Genomic DNA, 26,568 nt, shown 5'->3' with positions numbered 1-26,568 from the left:
GATGCGGGTTTCTTTATATATTGGACATGAAAAAATCCCCTTCCGGTGGAAGGGGATGAGTGATACTCGATTAGCGTTTATTACGGTTGCGCAAGAACGTTGGGATATCCAGCGTATCATCGCTTGATTGTGTATTTTGTCTCGGCTGAGATGATGACTGCTGATGTTCCTCACGTTTTACTTCACGTTTTTGAGGAATGGATTGATTTTGCTTTAATCCTTGCCCTAATGGATTTCTTTGTGGTTTTGACACCTCTGGCTCTTGCTCAATAAATCCAGTTGCGATCACGGTTACCACAATTTCATCCTTCAAGTTATCATTAATGACAGAACCGAAAATCATGTTTACATCTTCATCAGATGCAGAAGCCACAATGTCCGCTGCTTCTTGTACCTCATAAAGACTTAGGTTCGTACCACCAGTAATATTCATGATGACACCTTGTGCACCGTCGATTGCCGTTTCTAGAAGTGGTGAAGAAATAGCTTTCTTCGCAGCTTCAGCGGCACGATTTTCACCAGTCGCAACACCGATACCCATAAGAGCAGAACCTTTATTGGACATGATCGTTTTCACGTCAGCAAAGTCAAGGTTGATTAAACCTGGTGTAGCAATAAGATCTGAGATCCCTTGAACACCTTGTCGTAGCACGTTATCTGCTGCACGGAATGCTTCAAGCATTGGCGTGTTTTTATCAACAATTTCAAGCAAGCGATCGTTTGGAATCACAATTAAAGTGTCAACTGCTTCTTTCATAGAAGCAATTCCTTCAACTGCTTGAAGCTGACGCTTTCTTCCTTCAAATGTGAAAGGACGAGTCACGACTCCAACTGTCAATGCACCAGAATCTTTTGCGATTTTTGCAATGACAGGTGCAGCACCCGTACCAGTTCCACCGCCCATACCAGCAGTAACAAAGACCATGTCTGCGCCTTTTAATACTTCTTCAATCTGTTCTTTGCTTTCCTCAGCAGCTTTTTTACCGACTTCAGGATTCGCACCTGCTCCAAGCCCTCTTGTCAGCTTAGCACCGATTTGCATTTTCGTTTCTGCTTTTGATAGATTTAACGCCTGTGCATCTGTGTTGACTGCAATGAAATCGACACCTTGTACGTCATTTTCGATCATTCGGTTGACAGCGTTATTTCCGCCTCCACCTACTCCGATTACTTTAATTGATGCTAGGCCGTCTATATTTGTTTCAAACTCCAACATGCTGAATCCTCCTAATCCGTCGAAAATCTAATTCTATTCCCAGAACATATTAAATAGTTTTTTCATTTTGCCCGGTTTTTTATTTGTCTCTTCTTGTGCTTTTTGTTTTACTTTCGGTCTTGGCTGCGCTTCTTTCACTTGTGGTGCAGAAGAAACCGGCTCCATGGATGCGCCTACTTCATGAAACGCCTCATCCGGCATTTGGAATCCAACTTGTCTGCCCTGAATCTTTGCATTGCGATAAGCAAAGTGGATCAGACCCACTCCTGTCATATACTGAGGTTCTCTCACCCCAATATAATTCGGACTTGCAATTCTAACATTGTTTTGCAAGACCGTTTGTGCAAGAGAAAGGATACCTGGTATAGCTGCCTGTCCACCTGTTAGAACGAATCCGCCAGGCAAATCATGGACACCCATATTTCTTAATTCCTCTGCCACAAAGAGCAAGATTTCTTCCAGCCGAGCCTCGATGATATTAGCCGCTTCAAGCTGTGTATACGTCTGTTTCTGATCGGTACCGATGACAGAAACTTCAAATGTTTCTTCAGACGATGCCTCATCATAAAACGCATGTCCAAATTGTTTTTTAATTCGTTCAGCTTCTTCAGTAGAAGTTCTAAGTCCTATAGACAAATCTTTTGTAATGTTCTCTCCGCCCAAAGGGATACTGTGAGTAGAATAGAGATGCCCGTTTTCAAATACGGAAATCGTTGTAGATCCGCCGCCAATATCGACGAGAGCTACCCCTAGATTTTTTTCATCTTTCGATAATGCTGCTGAGCCCGATGCGAGCGGCTGCAAGCAAATATCCATAATTTCAATTCCAGCTCTTTCTACACATCGGAGCCAGTTATGTAGAATCGTTTTAGAACCTGTAATTAACGATCCATCCACCTCTAGCCGAACACCAAGCATTTTTTTCGGATCAGTGATCTCATCTCTTCCGTCGACGATAAATTGTCTCGGGATGACGTCTACGACGAGATGTTCTTGAGGAATAGATACTACCTGTGCAGCATCTAAGACACGTCTCACATCTTCAGCATGTATTTCTTTGTTTTCACTAGATACTGCGACCACGCCGCTCGTATTCTGAATATGAATGTGGTTTCCGTTAATTCCGACAATCGCCTTTTGTAAAGGAAAACCTACCATTCTCTCAGCCTGTTCAAATGCTTGTCTAATAGAATGAACTGTCTCATCTATATCAACAATCGATCCTTTTTTTAACCCTTCTGAAGGGACATTTCCAACACCTATAATGTTAAGCGAATCATCCGCCATTTCTCCGACGATGACTTTTATATTGGATGTACCGATGTCAAGGCTGACGTAAATTTCATTGTTGTTCATTCTATGGCACCTCCTCACATATCAATACTTTCTATTCTATTATTTGCTGAACAACAATACAATGAATGTGTTTTTACAAGTGTGTAACAAAACTTAAAAAATCAACATTTTTTATTAGGATTACTGAAAATATTCGTTACATCATATGTATATCCTTTTTTATGACTCACTTTTTTTCTTTTTTTCTCTAGAAATTGTCCATTTTGTTAGTAGAATTCTTCGAATAACTGCTATATTTTGAAACAATCTAACGCCGAAAGCAAACATTCCGACTAAATACAAGTCTACACCAAGATGGACGCCCAGAAAAGCTAAACTTATTGCAAGTATAATATTAAAGAAAAAGCCTGATACAAACACTAGTTCATCGTATGCCCCTTGCAGATGTGCCCTGATTCCACCAATCAATGTATCAAGCGCAGCAAGTACAGCGAGGGAAAGATAATTAGAATACTCATTCGGTATCGTAAAATTTGTTAAGAAACCGATCGCAACTCCTATGATTAAGCCAAGTACAGGAAGCCACATTAAGATTTTCCCTCCTTTACATCGTCAAGAGGCTTCAACTCGTTTAACTGAATCGCACCGTCATATGCTTTTAATTGAATTTGCTGCTTCGGCTGGCTAATACTTAAGCCGAAATTTTCCTGAGCAAACAAATCACCAATATCTGATACATTTAAACGGCTGTATAATTTGTCGGCCTGGTCGCTGATCATCTTGATGGTCACTTCATCACCATCTAAGCTGTAGCCATCCATTTTCGTCGTACCATTAATATCTCGAATCACACTTGTATTAATCACACGGTGGTCATTAATGGAAATATGTTTTGCCCCATACATATTGGCTTCGTTGATTAGCTTTTTCAGAAGATCAGGCGGGATATTTTTCACTTCTTCCCCGGTCAGATCCTTGGAGAAGAGCTGAGAGATGTCAACTTCAATTCCCTCCCCTGTCACTTCTGTAAAACCAGCCTTTTCTTTTAAATCTTTTAATGTTTTAGTTAGTTGAGCTTCTTTTGATTGATCTCCTTGATGACCATACTTTTTCAGCATTTCATCGTATTTATCAATTTCTTTCAGTAAATCCAATTCTTTACTTTTAGATGCAGATAAATCCTCTCTTAGCTCCCACACATCGCGAGTATCACGAACTTTGGGCTTTTGCAATGAATTAAATTGGATGGAGACCATGATGCCGAATATCACCATTAAGGCTGTCAAACTAAGTAAAGGCTTCTTTTTCCTCAACACCACTCACCTTTTCACTTTTAATCTTTGTGTTTTAAAAGAGGATTCATACGAATATCCTTTTTTTCAATCGTCATCGAAATGTGATCACTTGTCAGCTGATCGACCACTCCTCCTGCAATATTTAATGCAGGTATTAACACAGCCGGATCACCAATAGCAGAAATAACAAATGGCGCTGGATGCTGAACACCGTCAACTGTGACAACTGGGCCATTACAATGTATGTATGATTGGTGTGTAATTCTCTGTCCATTAATAGATACGGCAGAGGCCCCTGATATAAACAGTTCGTTTATCACATGAAAAATGTGGCTCTCATGAACAATGTAATTATTGACATTTTGTCCACTCGGGATATAAGATGCATCTTCAAGGGATACTTGTACCCCTTTTCCTTTTACACCGATCTCTCCTGTAAACATCCTGTAATTCTCAACATCTTCCAATACATTAAAATACTGCTCTTTTTCATTTTTCAAATTGGACTCAGTGGCTTGAACCTGTGATTGAAGACTATATAATTCTTTTTCAAGTTTCTGATTCGCCTTTTCTTGCTTTGTCAGCTGACTTTTCAAGGAGTATTCTTTTTTCCATTGCTCTGTTCGAATGACATCTGCTTGATGCTGCTTAGTATATTGGTATGAAAAAGAAATCAGAAAACCAAGAACAAGCATGACAATTGAGAATATAACTGTTTTGCCTCTCAACGTTCTTCTTCCTTTTTCTTAGATTTAAACGCTTCAAAATACGTCGCGACTTCCATATGGATTGTGCCTTTTTCAGATGGCGAAAGTTCTTTTACAATGGCAGGATAGGTTTTCATTTTATCAGCGAATGTTTTAATTGATGCAATCACGGTGTTCCCGTCATTCATATAAAATTTAACGAGCCACTGGTTTGAGCTTGTTGGCACATAATATATTTCTGAGATGAGTTCCTGAATAGAGGCTGGCAGCTGATTTAAAGATCTAACCGTTTGCTTCAGCTTCTCTTTATTGTCCCAATCAACAAAAATAGGTCCTGCATGACTTGGTGTGACTTCTTCTGGTAATGCTGTCCCATTTTCAAGAAGCTCATAGTATAAATTTCCCTTTTGAAGATACGCAATATTGGCATATTCCTTGACAGCAATACTAACCTTATTTGGAAAATGTTTTTTGATACTGACACTTTTAATCAGTTTGTTTTGCTTAATATGATCTGCTGTTAAATCTTTATTTAAATTCCAAAACTCTGTTTCGCCTTCTTTAATCTGGGAAAGTTTCACAAGCTGTTTTGTAGGGACATGCTCATTACCCGTAATAGTTAAAGAAGAAATTTTACTGATTGGTGTCTGCAAATAAATAATGATTAAAACCATGATAAAAAACAGTAGAATAAAAGAGATTAGTCTCCGATTCGCTTTCTGCTTCCTTTGTTCTTTAATTTTAGGAATTCGTTCTTCTATATTGACGATCTTTTCATTTTCATGATCAGGCCGCATATATATTCTTCACCCCATTCAAAGCTGCTTGTCCACACCTTTGGGTCATCTTTTGATGAGAAAACAAACGGCATTCTTTCATGCCGTTTGTTTTCCTGTGATGCCATCATTCATAAAACTTGCTTTTAATTTGCTTCACCGATAATTTCTACTTCTGTATGCATATCTACATTGTAGTCATCTTTAATTTTCTTTTGGATGTACTGGATTAAGTCCAGCACGTCTTGAGCAGTAGCCCCGCCAGCGTTCACAATAAAGTTGCCATGCATATCAGAGATTCTTGCTCCGCCAATTTGGTACCCTTTTAAATTCGCTTTTTCTACAAGCTGTCCTGCATATTCAGGCAGTGGATTTCGAAAAATACTTCCGGCACATGGTCGATTATAAGGCTGTGTTTCCTTGCGATAGTCTTTATTTTGCTGCATTTTCTTTGTGATTTTCTCGCGATCATCCTGTTTGAGCTTAAACACGGCCTCGAGAACAATGCCTGGTCGTTCCTTTTGAAGGACAGACGTTCTATAGCTAAAGTTCATCTGCTCATTTGTTAGCCACTCGATGCTTCCATCTTCAAATAAGATTCTCGCTTTCACAAGAATCTTACTGATATCAGATCCGTGCGCACCTGCGTTCATATAAACAGCGCCTCCAATAGACCCTGGAATACCAGCTGCAAATTCCAGCCCTGAAAGACCCTGCTTACTAAGTGACGTTGCAAGCCTTACAACAGAATAGCCGCCGCCAACTGTAATTTCTTCATCATTTACAGTTAAGTGATCAAGTCCAGCGCCTAACTTCAGGACGACGCCACGTATTCCTTTATCAAGTACGAGTAAATTTGACCCTCTTCCAATAACCGTCCAGTCCGCGTGGTGTTTTTTTATCTGATCCATGATCGTTTTAACTGAATCGATATCTTTAGGAACGATCAATAGATCTGCCGGCCCGCCTATTTTCATTGTCGTATGATTTGCAAGCGGCTCATTTTCAAGCACTTTACCGACTTGCGCTTCTAATAATTCATTCTTCAAGTTCTCCATATTACCCTCCGCCTTACCTAATATCATTCCATCATGTAGTCGTAATTTCTTTTAATACATTATATAAACGTCCAGCCGCATCTGGTACTCCAAGTTCTTTTGTTAAACGGCTCATTTCGTTTAATTTTTCTTCATTACCAGCAATTTCATCAATGGCATGAAGGAGGCTTTCTCCAGAAAGCTCTGATTCTCTTAAAACGATTGCAGCGTCATGCTTTTCTAGTGATCTTGCATTGATTTCCTGGTGATTTGCCGTCACGTATGGGCTTGGAATAAAAATAGTTGGAATTCCAAGGGCTGTCACCTCAGCAATCGTTGTGGCACCGGCTCTTGCAACAATCACATCAATCGATTTCAAGTATTCTGGCATTTGATGCAAGAAAGGCTTTGTGATCATATTAGGTGCTGCACCTTTTTCCTTTAGTTCGTTCAGCACTTTTTCATAATGAACCTCACCCGTGATATATAAAAGCTGATAGTTCTTAGCCTTTAATCCATCTTGCATGTCAATAACTGCTCTATTAATTGGCGCAGCCCCCCGGCTCCCGCCAAAAATAAGAACCGTTTTTTTCGTTTCATCCAGTCCAAACTCCTTCAGAGATTTCCCCTCTTTTATAGAGACGACTTCAGAGGCTCTAGGGTTTCCCGTAAATACAACCTTTTCAGAAGGAAAATGTGCCTTTGCTTCTTCAAAGCAGATGGCTACCTTATCAACATATCTTGCTAGAAACTTATTCGTGATACCAGGCAGACTGTTCTGTTCGTGAATAATGGTCGGGATTTTCAGCTTAGAAGCTGCATAAACGACAGGCCCGCACACATAACCACCTGTTCCAATGACCGCATCTGGCTTAAATTCCTTTAAGTAAGATTTGCTTTTTTGAACGCCTTTTAGAAATCTCATCACCGTTTTTACGTTATCAAAGGAAAGCTTTCTTTTAAAACCTGAAATTTCTATGGATTTGAAAGGGATATTTTCTCTTTCTACAATTTTCTTTTCAAGTCCATTTTCAGTACCAATATATAAAAATTCTACATCAGGATGCAGTCTTTTCACTTCTTTAATAAAAGCTAAGGCTGGATAAATATGTCCGCCTGTTCCGCCTCCACTGATTACTATACGCATTATACCATTTCCCCTCAATTTTTTTCTGCTCTGAACAAAGTATAAACCCTGTTTTAAACAACAGGGCTCCGTTAAAACCTGTAAAGAAGAGTCAAAAAACATGTTTCCAATACAAAATCTGTCATTTCTACTCTTCAAATCATTTTTTTGTACTTTTGCAAAATAAATGTCATCATGGTTTCATGAACTAGCAGCACTAATATCTAGCGTACCTGCTTACATTCAAGAGTACGCCAATTGCCATCAGCATTAATGTCAGTGATGAGCCGCCATAACTTAGGAATGGGAGCGTGATACCTGTCACAGGGATAAGTCCAGTAACAACTGCGATATTAATCATCACTTGAATGGCAACCATTGAAATAATACCAACTGCTAGGAAACTTCCATATAAGTCTGGGGCTCCAAGTGCTATTCGTATGCCTCTCCATAATAGAACACTAAAGAGCAGCAAAATGAGTGATCCTCCTATAAAGCCAAGCTCTTCAGACAATATTGCAAAGATGAAGTCTGTTTGAGGCTCAGGTAAATAAAAGAATTTTTGTCTACTTTGACCGAGACCCATTCCGAACAGACCGCCTGGACCAACAGCGTATAAGGATTGAATAATTTGAAACCCACTGCCTAGTGGATCTTCCCAAGGATTTAAGTACGATGTAATTCGTTTTATGCGGTAGGGCGCTGATAAGACTAGTGCAGCAAATCCGCTGAGCCCTAAAAGACCGAGAAATATAAAGTGAGCAATTCTCGCACCTGAAACAAATATCATAATAATACAGGTTCCAACCATTACCGTCCCTGTTCCCAAATCTGGCTGCAGCATGATGATGGCAAATGCAGAAAACACAATGCCTAATGCTGGTGCGAAACCTTTACGAAAGGATGTGATATTTTTTTGTTTTTCAGATAAGAATTTTGCAAGAAACGCAATCATCGCAAGCTTCATAAATTCAGAGGGCTGAATACTAAACGCACCGACACCGATCCAGCTTCTTGATCCATTTCTCTCCATACCGATACCAGGAATAAGTACAAGCAGCAAAAGGAGAAAACAAACAGCAATCAATATCTTTGACCAAGTCCGCCACGTCCAATAATCGACTCGCATAATGAAAAACATCGCGATAACTCCGATTCCGGCAAACAAAAGCTGTCTTTTTGCAAAATAAAACGAATCATCAAATTTATACGATGCCCACACAGCACTAGCGCTGTACACCATAATTAAACCAATCGTCAATAAAAGTAACGTAATGACAACAAGCAAAAAGTCCGGAGAAGTTTTCTTATTCGTCAAGAGACCGACACCCCAAGCATAATTTCATTTGGGCTGTCAGTCATACGAGAGACAAGCCCTTATTTAAGCATATGCACGGCGTTTACAAACATGTCTCCACGTTCTTCAAATGTTTTATGTTGATCCCAGCTTGCACAAGCCGGGGATAATAAAATCACGTCTTCTTCTTCAGAAATGTTAAACGCCGCAGGTACTGCTTGTTCAACATTATCGACATGTTTTACGTGATGTATTCCCAGTTCTTCACCAAGCTTCACAAACTTAGGTGCCGTCTCACCAAATGTGATAATTCCTTTTACATTTTTCATAAAAGGTTTCAATTCATCAAATTCATTGCCGCGATCAAGCCCGCCAGCTAGTAAAATGATCGGCTGATTAAAAGCTGACAATGCTTTACTTGTTGCCAGTATATTGGTGGCTTTACTATCGTTATAGAATTTTCTGCTTTGAATTGTATCTACAAACTGCAGACGATGCTTCACTCCACTAAATGTCGTGAGAACGTGTGCGATTGCTTCATTTGAACAGCCTGCATTTTTCACGACACAAATAGCTGCCAAAATATTTTCTTGGTTATGCTCACCAGGAAGAACAACATCCTTTAAATCGATGATATGTTCATTCATGTAGTAGATCGCACCATTTTTAATATACGCACCATGTTCTACTTGCTCTTTCACTGAGAAAAACACTTTTTTTGCTTTTGAAGCTTCAGCCAGTTTTACGACTGATGGATCATCGAGGTTAATAACAGCTATGTCATCTTCAAGTTGATGTGCGTATACTTTCTGCTTTGCTTTTTCATATTCATCACGAGTGTGGTGATAGTCTAAATGTGCATCAAAAATATTTAATATTAAGCTGATTTTAGGTCTGAAATCAACTGTTCCCATTAACTGAAAAGAAGAGAGTTCAGTTACGATCCACTCATCGCCAGCTGCTTTTGCAGCGACTTCGCTGGCAACCGTGCCAATATTACCTGCCACTAAAGTTTTTTGACTGTCTTGTTTCAACATTTCATAAATCAAAGTCGTGGTAGTGGTTTTTCCATTTGATCCAGTGATCCCAATAAAAGGAGCTGAGGTTAAATGATAAGCTAATTCTATTTCCGTCCAAACTGGAATTCGTCGGCGAAGCGCTTCTTGAACCATCACATTTTCATATGGAATTCCTGGATTTTTAATTAAAATCGTAATTTCTTTATCATCGAACATACGAAGAGGATGGCTGCCGCAAACGACATCAATCCCCTTTTCAGAAAGAAGCTGAGCAGGTTCATTTTCTTCAAACGGCTTTTGGTCATTTACTATGACATTTACTCCATGCTCATGAAGAATTGAAGCTGCCGCATATCCGCTTTTTGCAAGACCTAATACTAGTACATGTTCGTTTTTTAACATTTGCATCTTATTCAATTATAACCACACCTCGATGTAAATTCCTAAAACAGCAAGTAATAAACCAGCTGTCCAGAAGGTGACAACTACTCTCCACTCAGACCAGCCAACTAACTCATAGTGGTGGTGAAGCGGACTCATCTTAAAGATTCTTTTTCCAGTTGTTTTAAAGGAGATCACTTGAAGAATAACGGATAACGTTTCGACAACAAATACTCCTCCAATAATGACAAGTAAAATTTCAAGCTTTGTTAAAATCGCAATTGCTACAATTGCTCCGCCTAAAGCAAGCGACCCTGTATCACCCATAAATACTTTTGCAGGATGCGCGTTAAACACAAGAAACCCAAGAACGGCTCCAGCAACAGCTACTGAAAAGATCGCTACATCGTACTGTGATTGATTCCAAGCCAATATAGCAAAGGCTCCAAAGGCAATAGCCGCGGTTCCAGATAATAGACCATCCAGTCCATCCGTTAAGTTCACGGCATTAGAACCTCCGACAAGCATGAAAACGACAAGGATAAAGTAAGCCCATCCTAAATCGAAGCTCACATCTGTTCCTGGAATGCGAATCGTCGTTGCAAACTGATAATAATGGAAGACTGCATAAAAAATCACTGCGATCACAATTTGACCAATTAATTTCTGTTTCGATGTTAAACCTAGGTTTCGTTTCATCGCTACTTTAATATAATCATCTAAAAATCCTAATAGACCGTAGCCAAGCGTAACAAATAACAATAAAAACATTTCTGGACTAATCTCAGAAAATTTGTTGATCATCACAATCGTTGTAATGGTAATAGAAAAGATAATCATAATTCCGCCCATTGTCGGAGTACCTGATTTCTTTTGGTGAGACTGTGGTCCTTCTTCTCTAATACTTTGACCAAATTTAAGCCTTCTTAAAAACGGAATAAAAATCGGGGATAAAAGAACACTGATTAAAAATCCCATTATGATTGTAAACAATATCACCTGTTCAAGCATCGTTCTTTACTCCTTCCGAATTTCCAAAGCCGTTTTCCATCAGAAAATCACATTCATTATTAAGGTATTCATTCGCGTTCTTCGTATGTTGTTTTTGTACAAAATGCTTCATTTCATTACACTCTTTTCATCATTTTAAGATTTGTTTAGATCTAAAATAGCGTCCATAGCAACCTTTGCATCATCAAAATCGTAAACTTGATCGCCGACGATTTGATATGTCTCATGACCTTTACCCGCTATTAAGACTGTATCGCCTTTTTTCGCATTGGCAATTGCAAAAAAGATGGCTTGTTTGCGATTCACAAAACTATGATAATATGCGTCTGGCACCCCATTTTCCATATCCTTTAAAATAGCTGAAGGATCTTCGCTTCTTGGGTTGTCTGAAGTAAATACAGGTTCATCTGCATACTTCACAGCGATTTGGGCCATTTGAGGACGCTTTGTTTTATCACGGTCGCCGCCGCAGCCTATCACACAGAAAATTTTGCCCTCTGTTAATTCTCTACACGTTGTCAGGACATTTTCTAAGCTGTCAGGTGTATGGGCGTAATCGACGATAACAGGGAAATCTTGATCACAGTTCACAAGTTCAAATCGGCCTTTGACTCCCTCCAGCTCTTCAATAGCACTTACAATCGTTTCAAATGTTAAGCCAGATACGATCCCTACTGATACAGCTGCTAGGATGTTGTACACATTAAACTTACCGATGAGGGCAACTGTCACATTTTTTGTGCCAATTGGAGTGATCAAATCAAACTGAGTTCCCTTCGGTTTGATTTGAATATTCTTTGCCATTACATCTGCTTTTTGCTCTAAGCCATATGTCATGACTTCAGCAGCTGTCACTTTTTCATAATAACTCGAAGCGTCATCATCTGCATTTAAAATTGCATGCTTCGGCTTATCGTGATGAAAGGCACTGCCAAGCTGTGAGAATAGCAAGCTTTTCGCATGTTTATATTCTTCCATTGTGTTGTGGTAATCAAGATGGTCCTGAGAAAGGTTTGTGAAAACAGCAATATCATAATCACATCCATGTACCCTGCCAAGATGCAGTGCATGTGATGATACTTCCATAATGGCTGTGTCTACATCTTGGTCAAGCATCTGTTTAAAAGTTTTCTGAAGTGTGACACTTTCAGGTGTGGTGTTTTTCACATCGAGAATGTCATCATTCACCTTCATATACATCGTACCGATTAAGCCAGTTTTCTTTTCGGCTTTTCTCATCATTTGTTCAATCATGTGTGTTGTCGAAGTTTTTCCGTTTGTTCCTGTGATCCCGATGAGATTCAGCTTATGAGTTGGCTGCTCGTAAAACGCATCAGCTATTCTTGCAAGAGCTCTTTGAGAGTGTTTTACAATAATGACTGGTACATCTGATATGTTAAGAGGGTGTTCTGCTACAATCGCTGCAGCCCCGCTTTTCACCGCTTTTTCAGCATAATCGTGTCCATCTACTGTATAGCCTTTTATACAGACAAAAAGGCTTCCTTTTTTCACCTCTCTTGAATCCATTTCAATGGAAGTGATATCAGGATTTTCGTTTATTAGTTCGTTGTTTTCACTTTTAAAATATGTAAGGAGTTCTTGTAATTTCATTTCATATCAAACCTCTCAAATTCGTTCACGTGCATGTCTTGTGAAAAAAACACACAGTCTATATTTTATCGTAAAAAAAGGGATACATCCAGCGTATTCCTTAAGTTTCTCTTGGAAAAAACACACTTTAGGCTCTTTTTTTCAAACAGACCTTCTCTTTCAACAAAAAGAGGCAGCCGAATGAGTGCGGCTACCCTCTGTTCATTCTTTATTATTCATCGTTTAAGTATAATCTGATGGTGGAGCCTTCTTTGACTTTTGTCCCGGCAGCAGGCGATTGCTTCACCACTTTACTGCCAGTTCCAGAAGCATCGATCTTAAGGTTAATCAGTAAGGATTCAAGGTCTGAAACAGATCCCCCTACAAGATTCGGTACTTCAATGGTTTTTGTGTCCAGCCACTGGTACTTCTTTTCAATTTGTCCTTTTCTTTTTTTCACACCCATCTCAGGCAGGCTGTCCCGCATAATATGACCCACAATTGGTGCAGCAACTGTCCCGCCAAATTGAATAGTGCCTTTCGGGTTATCTACCGCCACATATACAACGATACTTGGATCATCAGCAGGCGCAAACCCGATAAATGACACAATGTGGTTATTTTCCATGTACTTGCCGTCTTTTACCTTCTGTGCTGTCCCTGTTTTCCCGCCAACTCGATATCCTTCAACAAATGCATTTCGGCCAGTCCCTTGAGCGACTACACTTTCAAGCGCATATCTGATTTCTTTGGATGTTTCTGCTGAAATCACTTTCTTTTTGGCAATCGGTGATTGCTTTTTCACTACCTCTTTTGTGATTGGATCTATCCATTCTTTTGCAATGTAAGGCGTGTAAAGTGTTCCTCCATTTACCGCAGCTGCTACGGCAGCCACTTGCTGTATCGGCGTAACAGATACACCTTGACCAAAGGCAGTTGTCGCCTGCTCTACAGGGCCAACTCGGTCCAGCGGGAACAAAATGCCTCGCCCTTCCCCTTGAAGATCGATTCCTGTTTTTTGGCCAAATCCGAAATTTTTAATATAAGAAAATAATTTATCCTTTCCTAGACGATCGCCTAGTTCAACAAAACCGGGGTTACAGGAGTTTTGAACCACTTCTAAAAATGACTGTGATCCGTGGCCGCCTTTTTTCCAGCACCTAAGTCTTGCACCATCAACTGTCACAGAACCGCTGTCAAAAAAATGATCGCGTTTTAAATTGACTTTTTTCTCTTCTAGTGCTGCTGCAAGCGTAATAATTTTAAACGTTGAACCTGGCTCATATGTGCTCCACACCGGTAGATTTCGGTTAAACACTTTCGAGTCAACTGATTGATAATCCGCTGGATCAAAATCCGGTCTGCTCGACATCCCAAGCACTTCACCGTTCTTCGGGTTCATCGCAATTGCAATCATCCCATCTGGGTTATATTTTGCCTGCGCATTGTCTAATTCCCGTTCTATAATGGTTTGCACCTTCGCATCGACAGTTAACTTCATATCAAGACCATCTTTAGGCGGTGTATAATCATCTGCTTCATCTGGCATTTTTTGTCCTTTTGCATCGGAATAGAACTTGACAGAGCCTTTTTCACCTTTTAGGTCATCATCATAATAGGCTTCCAGTCCAAGTAACCCTTGATTATCAATTCCAGCGAAGCCCAGCACATGAGAAAGAAAACTGCCAAACGGATAGTGTCTGATGCTGTCTTCCGCAACATAAACGCCATCTAAATCAAGCTCTCTGACTTCTTTTGCTTTTTCATGAGATACTTTTCTGCCTTCTGGAGAAATTCGTTCGATGGATGTTTTCTTTGTGACGTGCTTGTACGCTTTCTCTTCAGACATATTCAGTACTGCCGCCAGTTTTTTGCTTGTTTCTGCGGGATCTTTAATTTGCCGCGGGACGACCAATATAGATGGGGCACTTTTGTTCGTCGCAAGCTCTACCCCATTTCGGTCCAAAATATCTCCCCTTTCTGGTTCGAACGGGAGATTCCGGCTCCATGAATCTTTTGCTAAGCTTGTGAGCTTCTCGCCCATAATAAACTGTACATATCCTAATCTAGTATCTATGATGAAAAAAATGATCACCCCAAACATCAGCACGAAAAGCAATCGTTTTCTCACTGTTACACTTGATACTCGCACGCCCGGTTCACTCCTTACATACATATGGCTTGTTTCCATCATATGCAGGCCCGTCCTTATGTAGAACGTCTCGTCTATCCCGCTCGGCAAAAGAAAAAACCTAGCAAGTGGTTTGCTAGGTTTTGCAGTTAATTCGGGCTTTTAAATGTCACAGTGACGACTTTATCTGAAATCTCCGCTCCATTTTTCACACTTTGTTTGACAGCATATCCTTGTCCTTTTGTTTCGATATGCACACCGGAAATGGATGCATATTGAAGGACTTCCCGTCTCGACCAGCCTGTCATATCAGGCATTTTTATCGTTTTTCCTGCTGTTTTCAAGAAAACTTTCTGGCTTTCAGAGAATTCAGAGCCTGCACTTGGCCACTGTCGTTTAATGGAGAGGCCGTCGCCGATGACAACAGGCGTTAAGTTTTTGTTTTTGGCTTCTGTTTCCGCCTGCTTCACTTCTAAATCTAAGAATGAAGGCATTGTTTCTTGCTTCACTTTTTGTTCGCCTGATTTTTTATCGTCTGTTTTTGTTGGTGCAATATTTAAATATAGCAGACTATTTTTCATCACTGGGTTAAAGATTTGTGCAACTGGGGCAGAGCCAGTTTCTGTATCAGACAGCTGCGGCTGCTGTACAGCGACATAAACGAGCAGCTTCGGATCATCTTTTGGCGCCATTCCCATAAATGAAAAGACGTAATCGTTTCTTCCTTTGAGATAACCGCCGGCACCGCCAATTTGTCCTGTTCCTGTTTTCCCAGCAACGTCAAATCCTTTGATTTGGTAAGGCTGGCCTGTTCCAATCTTCGAGGAAACCACCTCACCTAAAATGTCACGGACTTGCTTTGCTGTATCAGAGGAAATTGGTTTTCCAGCTACTGTTGGTTCGTGCTGTAAAATCGTTTTGTTTGTGTTCGGGTCTGTAATATGATCAATGACATATGGCTTCATCATCGTTCCGCCGTTTGCTATCGCTGTCGCTGCTTCGATTTGTTGAATCGGTGTAATGGCAGACGCTTGACCGTAAGCCGTCGATGCTTTGTCATATTCGTATCTGTAATTGATTTTACTAGACGCTTCGTTCGGTAAGTCAATACCTGTTTTGTCATAGAAATGGAACTTCTGCAAATATTGTTCGTAGCGCGTGAAGCCTAATTTTTCTTTTGCCAGCTTTGCAAAAGCTACATTAGACGAACGGAGAACCCCTTCATGAAAGTCAATTTTTCCCCAGCCGTTTCCATTGTTGTGGTCTCTTACAAGGCCGCCTCCTACTTTATAAGTACCAGATTGATATTTATCATTGCCTTGGTAGACTCCTTCTTGGATTGCCGCAGCAAGTGTGAAGATTTTCATCGTTGAACCTGGTTCAAACGCATATGAAATGACATCATTGTTATAATTCGTAATGTCTAATTCATTTAAATTAAAGCTTGGCCGCTGTCCCATCGCGAGCACCTTTCCCGTTTTTGGGTCAACGACTGTGGCAATGATTTTCTTCGGTTTATATTTTTTGGCAACCTGCGTCATACTTTCTTCAAGGAACGCTTGGATTTTTTGATCAATGGTCAGCGTGACATTTTTTCCATCCTTCGGAGCGACAATGTCTTCTTTACTATTTGGAAGAGCCCATCCGCTTCTGTCACTGTTATATGTCACATAGCCGTCTTTTTCTTTTAAAAATTTGTTCAGCGCCTTCTCAAGTCCCATCGCGCCTGACATGTCCTTCGTTGCCTCATCTAATCTTGCATAACCGATCAGATTCGACGCAAACATGCCGTTTGGATAATATCGCTTCGTGTCTTTTTCAAATGCGATCCCTGGAAGCTTTAGCTTTTCAATTTTTTCTTTTGTTGAAAAACTGATGTCTTTCCCAGCTTTACCAAACTCAACTTGGAACGCATCTTTTGTATTCAGACGCTTTAAAATTTCGCTTTCACTCATATCAATGACTTTTGACAGCTCTTTTGCTGTCTTTTCTTTGTCGACGACATGCATCGGGTGCTTTGGATCGACCGTCATTTTCTTGCTCATGACCGCAATGAGCTTATAGACAGACGTATCCTCGGCAATCACATTCCCATTTCGGTCTAAAATAGACCCTCTTTTCGCTTCAAGTGTTTTCTTCGATTGATATTGTTCATTTGCCTTTGCGGCTAACACTTGGCCATCGACCGTTCCTGTAATCTGAATATAAATAAAACGTGCAAGGATGATAAAGAAAAACAGGGCGAAGCAAATACTCGCAATTGCCGCGCCTCTGTTCATCATTTTATTCTTTTTAGGCATCGCCATCTTAATCGACCTTCTTAACATCTTTCGAAATGCTTAAGCCAGCTTTTTTCGCAGTATCAATGACTCTCTCTGGCTCACTCAGCAAGTCTTTTTCCTTTTGAAGCTCAGTGATCTTCTTCGATTCTAAAGATACTTGCTGCTCTAATTTCTGCACCTCGATATTGGCGTGATAGACAGCAAAGGCTTTAGAAATGATGAGAATGGAGCTGCACATAAGAGCCATGACAAACATGACAAGTAAGATTTTTTCACCAAGTGTGATAGAACCTCTTCTTTTAATAACAACCGATTGGCCTTGCTGCTCTGTTTGATATTGTTTTACTTCTCTTTGGTAAGCCAAATTACTCATAAGAAACCTCCTTTTTATCATCATCTATGGTGTCGTTTTACTTTTTTTCTGCAATTCGGAGCTTCGCTGAACGGGCACGGTTGTTATGTTCCAGCTCTTGTTCTGATGCAACGATTGGTTTTCTCGTGATCAGCTTCAGCTTTGGTTCAAGTCCTTCTGGAATCACTGGTAGTCCGTGCGGAAGTTCTGGAAGAGAAGACATTTCTTTAAATGTACTTTTACAAATCCGGTCTTCAAGTGAATGGAATGTAATGACAGAAATTCTCCCCTTCGGATTGAGTAACTCTATTGCTTGTTCTAGTGCTTCTTCAAAAACTTTCAATTCATCATTGACAGCAATTCGGATCGCTTGAAACACTCTTTTTGCTGGATGTCCGCCAGTTCGTCTTGCAGGTGCGGGAATTCCTTCTTTGATAATGTCGACAAGCTCACCTGTTGTTTCAATTGGTGCTTTTTTTCTAGCTTCTTCAATTTTGCGTGCGATTTGCTTGCTGAATTTTTCTTCCCCATATTTGTAGAAAATCCGAACTAGATCTTCAAATGGCCATTCATTCACCACTTGTTTTGCCGACAATGCGGCTGTTTGATCCATTCGCATGTCAAGAGGTGCATCATGGTGATAACTAAAGCCTCTCTCTGGTGTGTCGAGCTGAGGAGATGAAACCCCAAGGTCAAAAATCACACCATCTACGCTTGTAATGCCTTGTTCATTCAGACGTTCTTTTAAATATCGGAAGTTGCTCTTTATGAAAAGAATGTTCGCTTTTGAATCTGCGAGCTTCTCTCGTGCATGATCCAGTGCAGCATCGTCTTGGTCAAATCCAATCAATGTACCTTTTTCTGATAGTTGAGATAGTAAATATGAGCTATGACCTGCTCCGCCCAGCGTGCAGTCTACATATGTACCGTCTTCTTTGACGTTTAAACCGTCAACTGTTTCTTTTAATAATACTGTCTCATGTTGAAACATGATGTTATGGTCCCACCTTTTTCAAATAGAAATGAATGTGTAGAAAGCTTGCTGCACAAGGGATTATTATATATCAAACCCAATCATGTTTTCAGCAATTTCAGCAAAAGAATCTTCTTGCTCTTCTGTATATTGTTCCCAGATCGACTTACTCCACAACTCAATTCGATTTGAAACGCCGATGACCACACATTCTTTTTCGAGTTTTGCATATTGGAGTAGGTTTGATGCGATGTTAATGCGCCCCTGCTTGTCCAGATCGCATTCAACTGCGCCGGAGAAGAAGAACCGGGTAAACGCACGTGCATCTTTTTTCGTTAGCGGCAGTGCTTTGAGTTTCTCTTCAATTAGTTTCCACTCACTCATAGGGTAGCCAAATAAACATTGATCAAGCCCTCTCGTCAGCACAAACTGTTCTCCGAGACCGTCTCTAAATTTAGCAGGGATGATCATGCGCCCTTTTGTATCAATCGTATGTTGGTATTCACCCATGAACATGATAATCAGAGCCCCACTTTCTCACCCTTACTCTCCACTATCCACCACTTCTCTCCACAAAACTTATTTTACACTGTTTCTACATAAAAAAAAACCCTGAACTAGTCAGGGTTCATTAAAACTTTATTTCAAAGTTTGACAATTTGCTGCTTGTTTTGAAATGAAAATGACAGATTTTTGAACGTTTTGAAGAATTCTGGACCATATTTGTTTAAAAAGTACATGATATTCCAAATTCTTTCTTGCGGGGCATCTAATGGTTTTAAGCTGTTTTCAATCCGTTCAAAATCTCGAAGGATATATCCTTCCTTCTCTTCCACACGCTGCGCCACCTTTTGATAAACAAATTGAAGCTGGTCTTCGATAAATTTGGCATTTTTATCTAGCAGCTGCTCGAAGTTTGGTTCAACCTTCAGTGCTTCTTGCCTCAATACACCATGAACATTCGCTAATTCACGTTTCGCCTGATCAACGGCTTGAACAAAGCTGTCTGGAAGGCTTTGCTCAAAGTGAGCCTCTTTCTTTTCTTTTACTCCGCTTGTGAGCACTTCTTCTAGAGAAAGTTCTCTGACCGGCAGCTTCTTATCGATGTGCCTTTCAAGAATGGTCACGTGCAGTCTTGGAAGAACGGGTGCCATCTTTAATTCAAAATGCTCAAAGATTCCTTTCAGTTCTCCCCAATAGTTGATTTCACCGTGTCCTGCCATAAAAGCAAGTGTTGGGAGAAGGGTTTCCTGCATTAAGGGACGCGTCACCACATTGTTGCTGAACCGTTCTGGGTGCTCCTCAATTTCCTGCAAAAGCTCTTCTTTTGTCCACGTAAGCCCCACTTCTGATATAGAAAACTGGCCGTTTTCTTTTTCAATAAGGAAACGCTCTTCATCATATTCGTAAAACAGGTTTGCCTGATTGTCACCAGCTTCAATGATCGGCTGATATCCCGCTCGTTTCATGGCAGCCTGCGTTTCATTCAAACGAGCCGTGACTGCTTCATTTGTCTCGACAATGTGCTTGAATAACGTACGCTCAAGTGGTTTGACGCCTAAGTCTCCTGAATTAAATAGAAGCAGTCCATCTTCTTCAAAAAGGTCGCATACAATCCATTCAAAGAAATCCGTAAACGTTTGTGATTTGCGTAAACATCGAAGAAGCTGATCAAGCAAGTCATTAGTATACGCAGATTCTTCATACGTTGAAAACACATCACGGAGCCATTTTTCTGTTTTTTCTTGATGCAGAGGTGTTCTTTTGGCCGCAGTTTTTTTGCCGTTATGTAATGGCAGCTTTTGCTTGACTGGACCTTTTTCGCCGGATGTGTAGACAAAATTAATTTCATCTACGTCATGATCCTCACCTGCTACCCAAAAGACTGGAATCACAGGAACGCCAAGCGCTGATTCTTTTTCTTTTGCGAACTGAATAATGGATATGATTTTATGTATGGTATAAAGCGGTCCTGAAAGTAGGCCTGCCTGCTGTCCTCCAACCACCATGACACTCCGCTTGTCACGGATCTTTTCAATGTTCTGACGCATCGCTGCCGATTCAAACTTTGCGTGGTATGCGCTCATATAATCTGCTAAAGCCTCGCGCGGGAAGCTCATTTCCATGAGATCGTCGTATCTCTTTTTCCATGTGTCTTCAGAATGTATATCATAATCAAAAAAAGCAGTCATCTCTTTTTTTTCTTCTATATAATCACGTATGAATAAATTCTGACTTCGGATGGAAAGTTCAGTCAATTGCATGTTTAGAACTTCCTTTCTTCAATAAAATAAATAGTTAGTTTCCCGAAAAAAGTATAGCATGTAAATGAGCTCACTCAAAAGATTTTGTTTGCTTTTTTTCCAATACTTCCAAGCTTCGATTAAAGAAAGTAAGATGTGGCGCCAGAATCTCTTGAGCTTGAGCCTTTTTTAAAAGATAGCCAACGATGGCTTTTCTTTCGGTTTCACGGCCTTTGACGATATCTTGAAGCATCGACGATTGATTGGCGGCCGTTTTTTTACAAATTGAAACGACGTGTGACCAGAGCTGCTCTTTTTCAGCCAGACCTAAAATGGACAATGCTTCTTCAAATGCACATTTCATCATGTATTCATATGCAGGATTTGCGATCAATTCTCCATTTTTCACATGCAATAAAGCCGTGAGGGGGTTAATGCATACATTGACTAGCAGTTTTTCCTCCAGCACTTTTTTCCATTCATCCGTATAAATCATCTGAAAATGGGCTGGCGTTTCATTCAAAGCATTTCTCACATCATCTGTATCCTCAGGATGAAAAGCTCCCCACTTGATGACACCGATCCCTGTATGGTTCACTGCATGGTCTGATACCTTCATGGCGCCGTGCTCTACGACACCTATATATATCGAATGCGACGTGTCCCATTTTTCTAAATCTAATAAGTGTGCCATTCCATTTTGTAAAAATAAGATTCGCTGACGAGGTAATGTTGATAGTTCATCAAGCACCTCTTGCAGATGGTGATATTTCACTGTCACAATCAGCAGATCAAATACTCCTGTAATCCCTGCCCTTGCCTCCGCAGACGCCCGGAATGTCTCTCCTTTTACCGTTCGCTTAATTCCTGATGTTCGAATCTCCTCTGCTTGTTCTTTTCTTCTTGTCAAAACAGTGATGTCATGATGCTGTGATAAATAACTGGCACAAAGCAGACCAATCGCACCGCCGCCAATGATTCCAATGTTCAACTGCCGCACTTCCCTTTTTCTGTTTACTTCATCATATCAACCATTTTAACAGTTTCATGCCGCGATGCAAAAAGCAGATGGCGCGCCGCGATTGAATTTTTTTAATTTAAAAACTATAATAATAAGTGTAAAAACTTTTTAAGGCGGATGGGATGAAAACGCCTTCAACGACATCACTGTCAACATTATGTGTGTAAGGGGGAAGATCATATGACACAAGTAAAGCGACTTCTAATCAATTACAAAACTTTAGAGGAATTTAAACAATTTAAGGAATATGGCATACAAGAACTATCCATGCTTGAAGACCTTGAAAGTAATATGATAGAAAATGACAGCAATTCTCCATTTTACGGGATTTATTTTGGAGATAAGCTGGTCGCACGTATGAGCCTTTATCAAGTGGACGGCTCGACGACAACGTATTTTGACCACAATCATGATTATTTAGAGCTGTGGAAGCTGGAAGTGCTTCCTGGGTATCAGCGTAAAGGGTACGGCGAGGCACTTGTTGATTTCGCCAAATCTTTCGGATTGCCAATCCGGACCAATCCTCGCGTCAAATCTGCCGGTTTTTGGGATAAAATGGGCTTTGAAGCGGTCAAATATGATATGGAACGCGACAAAGGTGAAAATCCACTCATCTGGGAACCTGCCCATATCCAAAAAAATACAGGTGAATCTGCTTAATACTGACGGCAAAACGCCCCTCCTTTCTCTGTGAGGGGCGTTTTCTTATTTAGCATATTCTTTTAAGTTGATATTCTGTTTGACTCTTTCAACAATCCCAATGAGTGCCCGGTAATCTTCTTCTGTCATTTTTAATTGCCGCTTCAAGTTTTCATTTTCTTCCGTGAGCGACTTCAGTTGATGCTGCGTGTCCGCTAGTTCTTCGCGTAAATCAGCAGAGCCAGCAGGTTCTTTTTCAAGCTGCTCTAAGAACTGAATTACTTCTCGCAAGGTCAATTCAGCCTGAACTGAGGTTGCCTTTTCTTCTATCGTTAACGTATTTTGTGGTAAACCCGAGGAATGAATCCCAATCTTTTTACGCAGTTCTTTCCGCTGTTTTTTCGCCAGCTCAATGCCTGCCTGATATTGTTTTCTGACGTATGAATTCCACCTGAATCCACATGCTGCAGCCGTTCTTGACAACGCTTTTCCGACTTCTTCAAATGCGGAAAGCTGCGTTCCTCCATCTCGAATGTGTCTTAAGACGACTTCTGCTAAAAGTAAATCTTCATCTTGCGTCCATGCGTCCTGCCTTGTAATCGTCAATTGATCATCCCCCCTGAATCTGAATACCACATCATATGCGCTTACTAGAGTAGATAGACTATTTGCAGGAGAGAAACCTAAAAAATAGACAAATAAAAAAACGCAAGGGAAGATTCCCTTACGCTTTTTTATCAAGCATTAGTTGCTTTTTACGTCTTTGCCTTTGTATGTTCCGCAAGATTTGCAGACACGATGAGAAATTTTCATTTCACCGCATTCTGGGCAAGCTACCATACCAGGTACTTGTAGTTTGAAATGCGTACGACGCAATCTTTTTTTCATTTTAGAAGTTCTTCTAAAAGGTACAGCCATTATTCCCACCTCCTTAAAGAGTTAAGATTCATTATTTTCTTCTAAGAGCTTCTTCAAGCCTTCCAGACGCGGATCAATTCGGTTTTGATGTGCATCTTCCGAAATGACCGCCCAGTCATTCCCTTCCTGTGGTGCAGCACCTTTTACGTCTGTTTGGTCGCAAAAGATTTGCATCGGCACTTCAAGAAGAATTTCTTCCTTGACTATAGGCGTTAAGTCGATGATATCGTCTTCTACAACAGATACGTCTTCATCTTCTATATCGTCTGTCTTATGAAGTACAAATAGTTCTTTCGTTGAAATCGCAAATGGATAATTTACATCAACAAGCGTTCTTGAACAAGGCAATGTCATTTCACCTGTGATGGTTAAATCAAATGCGACTTGCTTTGATTCGATCACTCCAGTCCCTTTCACCTCTACTGGTGAAATGCGACGTATATCTGAATGAAGGCTAGTAAGTTCATTTAAGTCAACCGTCTCATGAAAATCGAAGCTGTTTTTAGCTTTTTGATGTAACTGATAAACTGTCCATTTCAATTGTATCACCTCTAAGAGCAACAAACATGATTATAGCTTTCATCATGCTATTTGTCAATATTTTTTCTTTACAGTCCTTTGTGATGTCAAAGCGTTGTTTGACATCAGTTCACGGAATGCCTACACTGAAAAAAATGGGCTTCATTTTTCCCTTATGCTACTGTAGCATAGACCATTTAACCATAGCAAGAAAGGCGGAACATCTATTGAAAGCAACAGGAGTCGTTGTCGAGTACAATCCATTTCATTATGGGCATGCCTATCATGTTCGCCAGGCGAAAACACATACCTCCTCAGATGTAGCCATTGCCGTCATGAGTGGATCTTTCCTCCAGCGCGGAGAACCTGCTATCGTCTCCAAATGGGCACGTACAAAAATGGCATTGCAAAACGGTGTAGACATCGTATGTGAGCTTCCATACATCTATGCAGTGCAAAAGGCAGAAACCTTTGCAAATGGCGCTGTGTCCATTTTAGACGCTTTAAAATGCCGCTCCCTTTTTTTCGGAAGCGAGGATGGGGACATTAAAACATTTGAGCGAACAGCTCACGCTTGGCATGAAAAAAAAGAAGAAATTGATCTTTTCACAAAAGCAAAGGTCAAAGAAGGGCTTAGTTATCCGGCAGCCTCTGCCGCTGCGTTTCAAAAGATCATTGATCCTAAACACTTACTGGATCTGTCTAAGCCCAATAACATTTTAGGCTTCCACTATGTCAAAGCCATCTTAGAGAGATCTCCTCACATAGAGCCCTTTACCTCTCAAAGAATTGCATCCGGTTATCATGATCAAGATCTTCCTAAACATCAGAAAATCGCAAGCGCGACAAGCATCCGAAAAGCCTTAAAAGAGAACGGGTCATTTGAAACTGTCGCCTCTTATCTCCCGGAAGCTTCGCTTAAGCAATTACATGACTATTATTCTTCTTATGGTCTTTTACATACGCAAGAAGACTATTTCAGCTTCTTAAAACATGTGTTTCACACAATGGATACAGCAGAATTAGAAGGCATCTATGAAATTGAAGAAGGCATCGAACACCGCATGCAAAAGGCGATCACACATGCGTCCACCTACGAGGAATATCTATCACTTGTGAAAACAAAACGATATACGTGGACAAGGCTGCAGCGGATGAATACGCACCTTTTAATGAGGGTGAAGAAAACTGTTATGCATGAGCTGCTAAAGAAGAAACACGCGCCATACATTCGTTTACTTGGTATGTCAAAGAAAGGTCAGCAATACTTATCTCTTGTCAAAAAGGAATTGGACGTACCGCTTGTCAGCAAGCTGTCTTCCTTTTCACATCCTGCCCTTGATCTTGACATTCGCGCTTCCCGCGTCTTCAGCCTTCCCATCAGCGAACCAATGCAAACAAAGTTAACAGAAGCAGAATTTAAAACCTCACCGATCCGCTATGATGAAGAGACTGGTCTCTTCCAATCTCGATAAAAAGAGCAGCCTTTGATGAAGGCTGCTCTCTGATTGTTGACAAAGGGCTAAAATGATCTTTATTTTATCCCTTTGTCTTCTTTTCAGCGTGATAGAAAACCTTTGAAGTCTAGGAAGGGCGAGCACCGGAACGGAGCGAATTTGACATTCGTGAGTACCGGCGCAGAGACCTGACACCGAATGCGAGGGTTTGTCTACACGCTGAGAGCAGCCTAAGGCTGCTCTTTTTTCACTTAAGATGCTTTCTCTTTTAACTTGTTTAAATAGTTCAGTGCGTCCTGCATAGTGTCCACAGGAACGATTTTCATATTACTTTTAATATCTTTCGCTGTTTTCACTGCATTTTTGTAGTCTGAATTTGGATCACCTTTATCATTTGGTGCAAAGAAGATATCTTTTCCTGCTTTATCTGCTGCAACAACCTTTTGATCTATTCCGCCAATTGGCCCGACCGTACCATCAGCGTCTATCGTTCCAGTCCCTGCAATCGCATAGCCATGTGTTTCGTCTTCTTTTGTCAGCTGATTATAAATTTCAAGTGACATCATTAAACCTGCCGACGGGCCGCCGATATTTTCAATATCCACTTTAATAGAAGGCGACACTTTCACATTTCGGTCTGTAAATAAAGATACGCCAATTCCGACTCGATTCGGCTCTTCTTTAAAAGGCTTCAACTTCACTTTCTGCGTGATATCCTTGCCGTTGCGTTCAAGGACAAAACGGACAGATGTACCAGCTTTTTGACGGCTGATATACGACACCATTTTATCAGCAGAATCATACGTCTTGCCATCAACGCTTTTAATCCGGTCGCCCACTTCAATTTTGCCGTAAGCAGGCATGCCTTTCATGACGTAGCTCGCATATACCCCATTAAACGTATAATCTACTTTTTTGCCTGCTTTTGTATACGCTGCAATCATGGCATTTTCTTGAGAGCTTTTCATCAGCTGAAGCTGTCTTTTCATATAATCTTCATCCGACTCTCCGTCCGCTTTAATATTTTCTTCTGGGACGATTTCGTCATATTTATTCATTTTCGCAAGCAAATACGTATACGGATTGGCTGGGCCTACTTTTATCGTCATAAGAGAGAAGCTGCCCTTCTCGCCGTATCCACCATCCACTTGAATGTGAGGGGCAATCTCTGTTGCATCACCCGGCTTTGTCACGTAATACGGCAGTTTAACAAAAGTTAAGCCAAATAAGACAAGAACAATAACAAAAAAGCTGAGCCAGCGAATATTCAATTTTTTCATTC

At 40.6% G+C, this 26,568-nt stretch carries 25 protein-coding genes; 2 read left to right on the top strand and 23 right to left on the bottom strand.

Annotation, left to right across the window (positions count from 1 at the left end):
* Window positions 1–70: 70 nt before the first annotated feature.
* The 19 genes from ftsZ to MHI08_RS07195 all read right to left on the bottom strand — a co-directional run bounded on the left by ftsZ (window position 71) and on the right by MHI08_RS07195 (window position 21,723).
* Complete coding sequence (gene ftsZ / locus MHI08_RS07285; RefSeq protein WP_024426931.1) at window positions 71–1,216, bottom strand: cell division protein FtsZ; 1,146 nt, start codon at window positions 1,214–1,216, stop codon at window positions 71–73.
* 33 nt (window positions 1,217–1,249) lie between these two features.
* Window positions 1,250–2,572 carry a cell division protein FtsA gene (ftsA, locus tag MHI08_RS07280; RefSeq protein ID WP_024424253.1) on the bottom strand — a complete coding sequence of 441 codons (1,323 nt, stop codon included), beginning with the start codon at window positions 2,570–2,572 and terminating at the stop codon, window positions 1,250–1,252.
* 159 nt (window positions 2,573–2,731) lie between these two features.
* Entirely contained in the window at window positions 2,732–3,100 is a 369-nt protein-coding gene (locus MHI08_RS07275; protein WP_003210988.1) for a small basic family protein, read from the bottom strand.
* Window positions 3,100–3,825 (bottom strand): DUF881 domain-containing protein, encoded by a 726-nt coding sequence (locus MHI08_RS07270; RefSeq protein WP_024424254.1) that lies wholly within the window; start codon window positions 3,823–3,825, stop codon window positions 3,100–3,102. The genes MHI08_RS07275 and MHI08_RS07270 overlap by 1 nt, the downstream gene beginning before the upstream one ends.
* A gap of 20 nt (window positions 3,826–3,845) precedes the next feature.
* Complete coding sequence (locus tag MHI08_RS07265) at window positions 3,846–4,535, bottom strand: DUF881 domain-containing protein (protein WP_342500121.1); 690 nt, start codon at window positions 4,533–4,535, stop codon at window positions 3,846–3,848.
* Complete coding sequence (locus tag MHI08_RS07260) at window positions 4,532–5,311, bottom strand: cell division protein FtsQ/DivIB (protein ID WP_025092541.1); 780 nt, start codon at window positions 5,309–5,311, stop codon at window positions 4,532–4,534. The genes MHI08_RS07265 and MHI08_RS07260 overlap by 4 nt, the downstream gene beginning before the upstream one ends.
* Window positions 5,312–5,436: 125 nt before the next feature.
* Entirely contained in the window at window positions 5,437–6,348 is a 912-nt protein-coding gene (murB, locus tag MHI08_RS07255) for a UDP-N-acetylmuramate dehydrogenase (protein ID WP_024426930.1), read from the bottom strand.
* A gap of 31 nt (window positions 6,349–6,379) precedes the next feature.
* A complete protein-coding gene (gene murG, locus MHI08_RS07250) occupies window positions 6,380–7,474 on the bottom strand; it encodes an undecaprenyldiphospho-muramoylpentapeptide beta-N-acetylglucosaminyltransferase (RefSeq protein ID WP_034623688.1) in 1,095 nt (364 codons plus the stop codon).
* Window positions 7,475–7,670: 196 nt separating this feature from the next.
* Window positions 7,671–8,771: a stage V sporulation protein E gene (spoVE, locus tag MHI08_RS07245; protein WP_024424259.1), complete on the bottom strand. Its 1,101-nt coding sequence runs from the start codon at window positions 8,769–8,771 to the stop codon at window positions 7,671–7,673.
* A 59-nt stretch (window positions 8,772–8,830) separates the two neighbouring features.
* Window positions 8,831–10,186 carry a UDP-N-acetylmuramoyl-L-alanine--D-glutamate ligase gene (gene murD / locus MHI08_RS07240; RefSeq protein WP_342500120.1) on the bottom strand — a complete coding sequence of 452 codons (1,356 nt, stop codon included), beginning with the start codon at window positions 10,184–10,186 and terminating at the stop codon, window positions 8,831–8,833.
* Window positions 10,187–11,161 carry a phospho-N-acetylmuramoyl-pentapeptide-transferase gene (gene mraY / locus MHI08_RS07235; RefSeq protein ID WP_003211854.1) on the bottom strand — a complete coding sequence of 325 codons (975 nt, stop codon included), beginning with the start codon at window positions 11,159–11,161 and terminating at the stop codon, window positions 10,187–10,189. It lies immediately after the preceding gene.
* A 135-nt stretch (window positions 11,162–11,296) separates the two neighbouring features.
* Window positions 11,297–12,772, bottom strand: a complete 1,476-nt coding sequence (locus tag MHI08_RS07230) for a UDP-N-acetylmuramoyl-L-alanyl-D-glutamate--2,6-diaminopimelate ligase (protein WP_024424262.1) — start codon at window positions 12,770–12,772, stop codon at window positions 11,297–11,299.
* Between the two features lie 211 nt (window positions 12,773–12,983).
* The gene (locus MHI08_RS07225) at window positions 12,984–14,903 is read right to left on the bottom strand and encodes a stage V sporulation protein D (RefSeq protein WP_034623693.1); all 1,920 of its coding nucleotides are present in this window, start codon (window positions 14,901–14,903) and stop codon (window positions 12,984–12,986) included.
* 128 nt (window positions 14,904–15,031) lie between these two features.
* Entirely contained in the window at window positions 15,032–17,182 is a 2,151-nt protein-coding gene (locus MHI08_RS07220) for a penicillin-binding protein (RefSeq protein ID WP_025092537.1), read from the bottom strand.
* Between the two features lie 7 nt (window positions 17,183–17,189).
* Complete coding sequence (gene ftsL / locus MHI08_RS07215; protein WP_024424265.1) at window positions 17,190–17,537, bottom strand: cell division protein FtsL; 348 nt, start codon at window positions 17,535–17,537, stop codon at window positions 17,190–17,192.
* Between the two features lie 37 nt (window positions 17,538–17,574).
* Complete coding sequence (gene rsmH / locus MHI08_RS07210) at window positions 17,575–18,507, bottom strand: 16S rRNA (cytosine(1402)-N(4))-methyltransferase RsmH (RefSeq protein ID WP_024426925.1); 933 nt, start codon at window positions 18,505–18,507, stop codon at window positions 17,575–17,577.
* Window positions 18,508–18,573: 66 nt separating this feature from the next.
* The gene (gene mraZ / locus MHI08_RS07205; RefSeq protein ID WP_003211163.1) at window positions 18,574–19,005 is read right to left on the bottom strand and encodes a division/cell wall cluster transcriptional repressor MraZ; all 432 of its coding nucleotides are present in this window, start codon (window positions 19,003–19,005) and stop codon (window positions 18,574–18,576) included.
* A 128-nt stretch (window positions 19,006–19,133) separates the two neighbouring features.
* Window positions 19,134–20,753 carry a bacillithiol biosynthesis cysteine-adding enzyme BshC gene (bshC, locus tag MHI08_RS07200; RefSeq protein ID WP_342500119.1) on the bottom strand — a complete coding sequence of 540 codons (1,620 nt, stop codon included), beginning with the start codon at window positions 20,751–20,753 and terminating at the stop codon, window positions 19,134–19,136.
* 70 nt (window positions 20,754–20,823) lie between these two features.
* Entirely contained in the window at window positions 20,824–21,723 is a 900-nt protein-coding gene (locus tag MHI08_RS07195; protein ID WP_342500118.1) for a 2-dehydropantoate 2-reductase, read from the bottom strand.
* Between the two features lie 210 nt (window positions 21,724–21,933).
* On the opposite strand from MHI08_RS07195, the gene MHI08_RS07190 reads away from it, so the two are divergent.
* Window positions 21,934–22,413, top strand: coding sequence for an N-acetyltransferase (locus MHI08_RS07190; protein ID WP_007499784.1), 480 nt, complete (start codon window positions 21,934–21,936; stop codon window positions 22,411–22,413).
* 45 nt (window positions 22,414–22,458) lie between these two features.
* Here the strand turns inward: MHI08_RS07190 and gerR are convergent, their stop codons facing one another.
* The 3 genes from gerR to MHI08_RS07175 form a co-directional block, all read right to left on the bottom strand.
* Complete coding sequence (gene gerR, locus MHI08_RS07185; RefSeq protein ID WP_342500117.1) at window positions 22,459–22,998, bottom strand: sporulation-specific transcriptional regulator GerR; 540 nt, start codon at window positions 22,996–22,998, stop codon at window positions 22,459–22,461.
* Between the two features lie 138 nt (window positions 22,999–23,136).
* The gene (rpmF, locus tag MHI08_RS07180; RefSeq protein WP_008354700.1) at window positions 23,137–23,310 is read right to left on the bottom strand and encodes a 50S ribosomal protein L32; all 174 of its coding nucleotides are present in this window, start codon (window positions 23,308–23,310) and stop codon (window positions 23,137–23,139) included.
* 21 nt (window positions 23,311–23,331) lie between these two features.
* Complete coding sequence (locus MHI08_RS07175) at window positions 23,332–23,850, bottom strand: DUF177 domain-containing protein (RefSeq protein WP_019743276.1); 519 nt, start codon at window positions 23,848–23,850, stop codon at window positions 23,332–23,334.
* Between the two features lie 206 nt (window positions 23,851–24,056).
* Between MHI08_RS07175 and MHI08_RS07170 the strand changes: the two genes are divergently transcribed.
* The gene (locus tag MHI08_RS07170; protein WP_342500116.1) at window positions 24,057–25,304 is read left to right on the top strand and encodes a nucleotidyltransferase; all 1,248 of its coding nucleotides are present in this window, start codon (window positions 24,057–24,059) and stop codon (window positions 25,302–25,304) included.
* A 233-nt stretch (window positions 25,305–25,537) separates the two neighbouring features.
* Here the strand turns inward: MHI08_RS07170 and MHI08_RS07165 are convergent, their stop codons facing one another.
* A complete protein-coding gene (locus MHI08_RS07165) occupies window positions 25,538–26,566 on the bottom strand; it encodes a SepM family pheromone-processing serine protease (protein ID WP_133743855.1) in 1,029 nt (342 codons plus the stop codon).
* Window positions 26,567–26,568 lie beyond the last annotated feature (2 nt).

Source organism: Bacillus sp. FSL M7-0791 (assembly GCF_038627085.1).
Lineage (GTDB): Bacteria > Bacillota > Bacilli > Bacillales > Bacillaceae > Bacillus > Bacillus safensis.
This window is presented reverse-complemented; position numbering and strand designations above follow the sequence as displayed.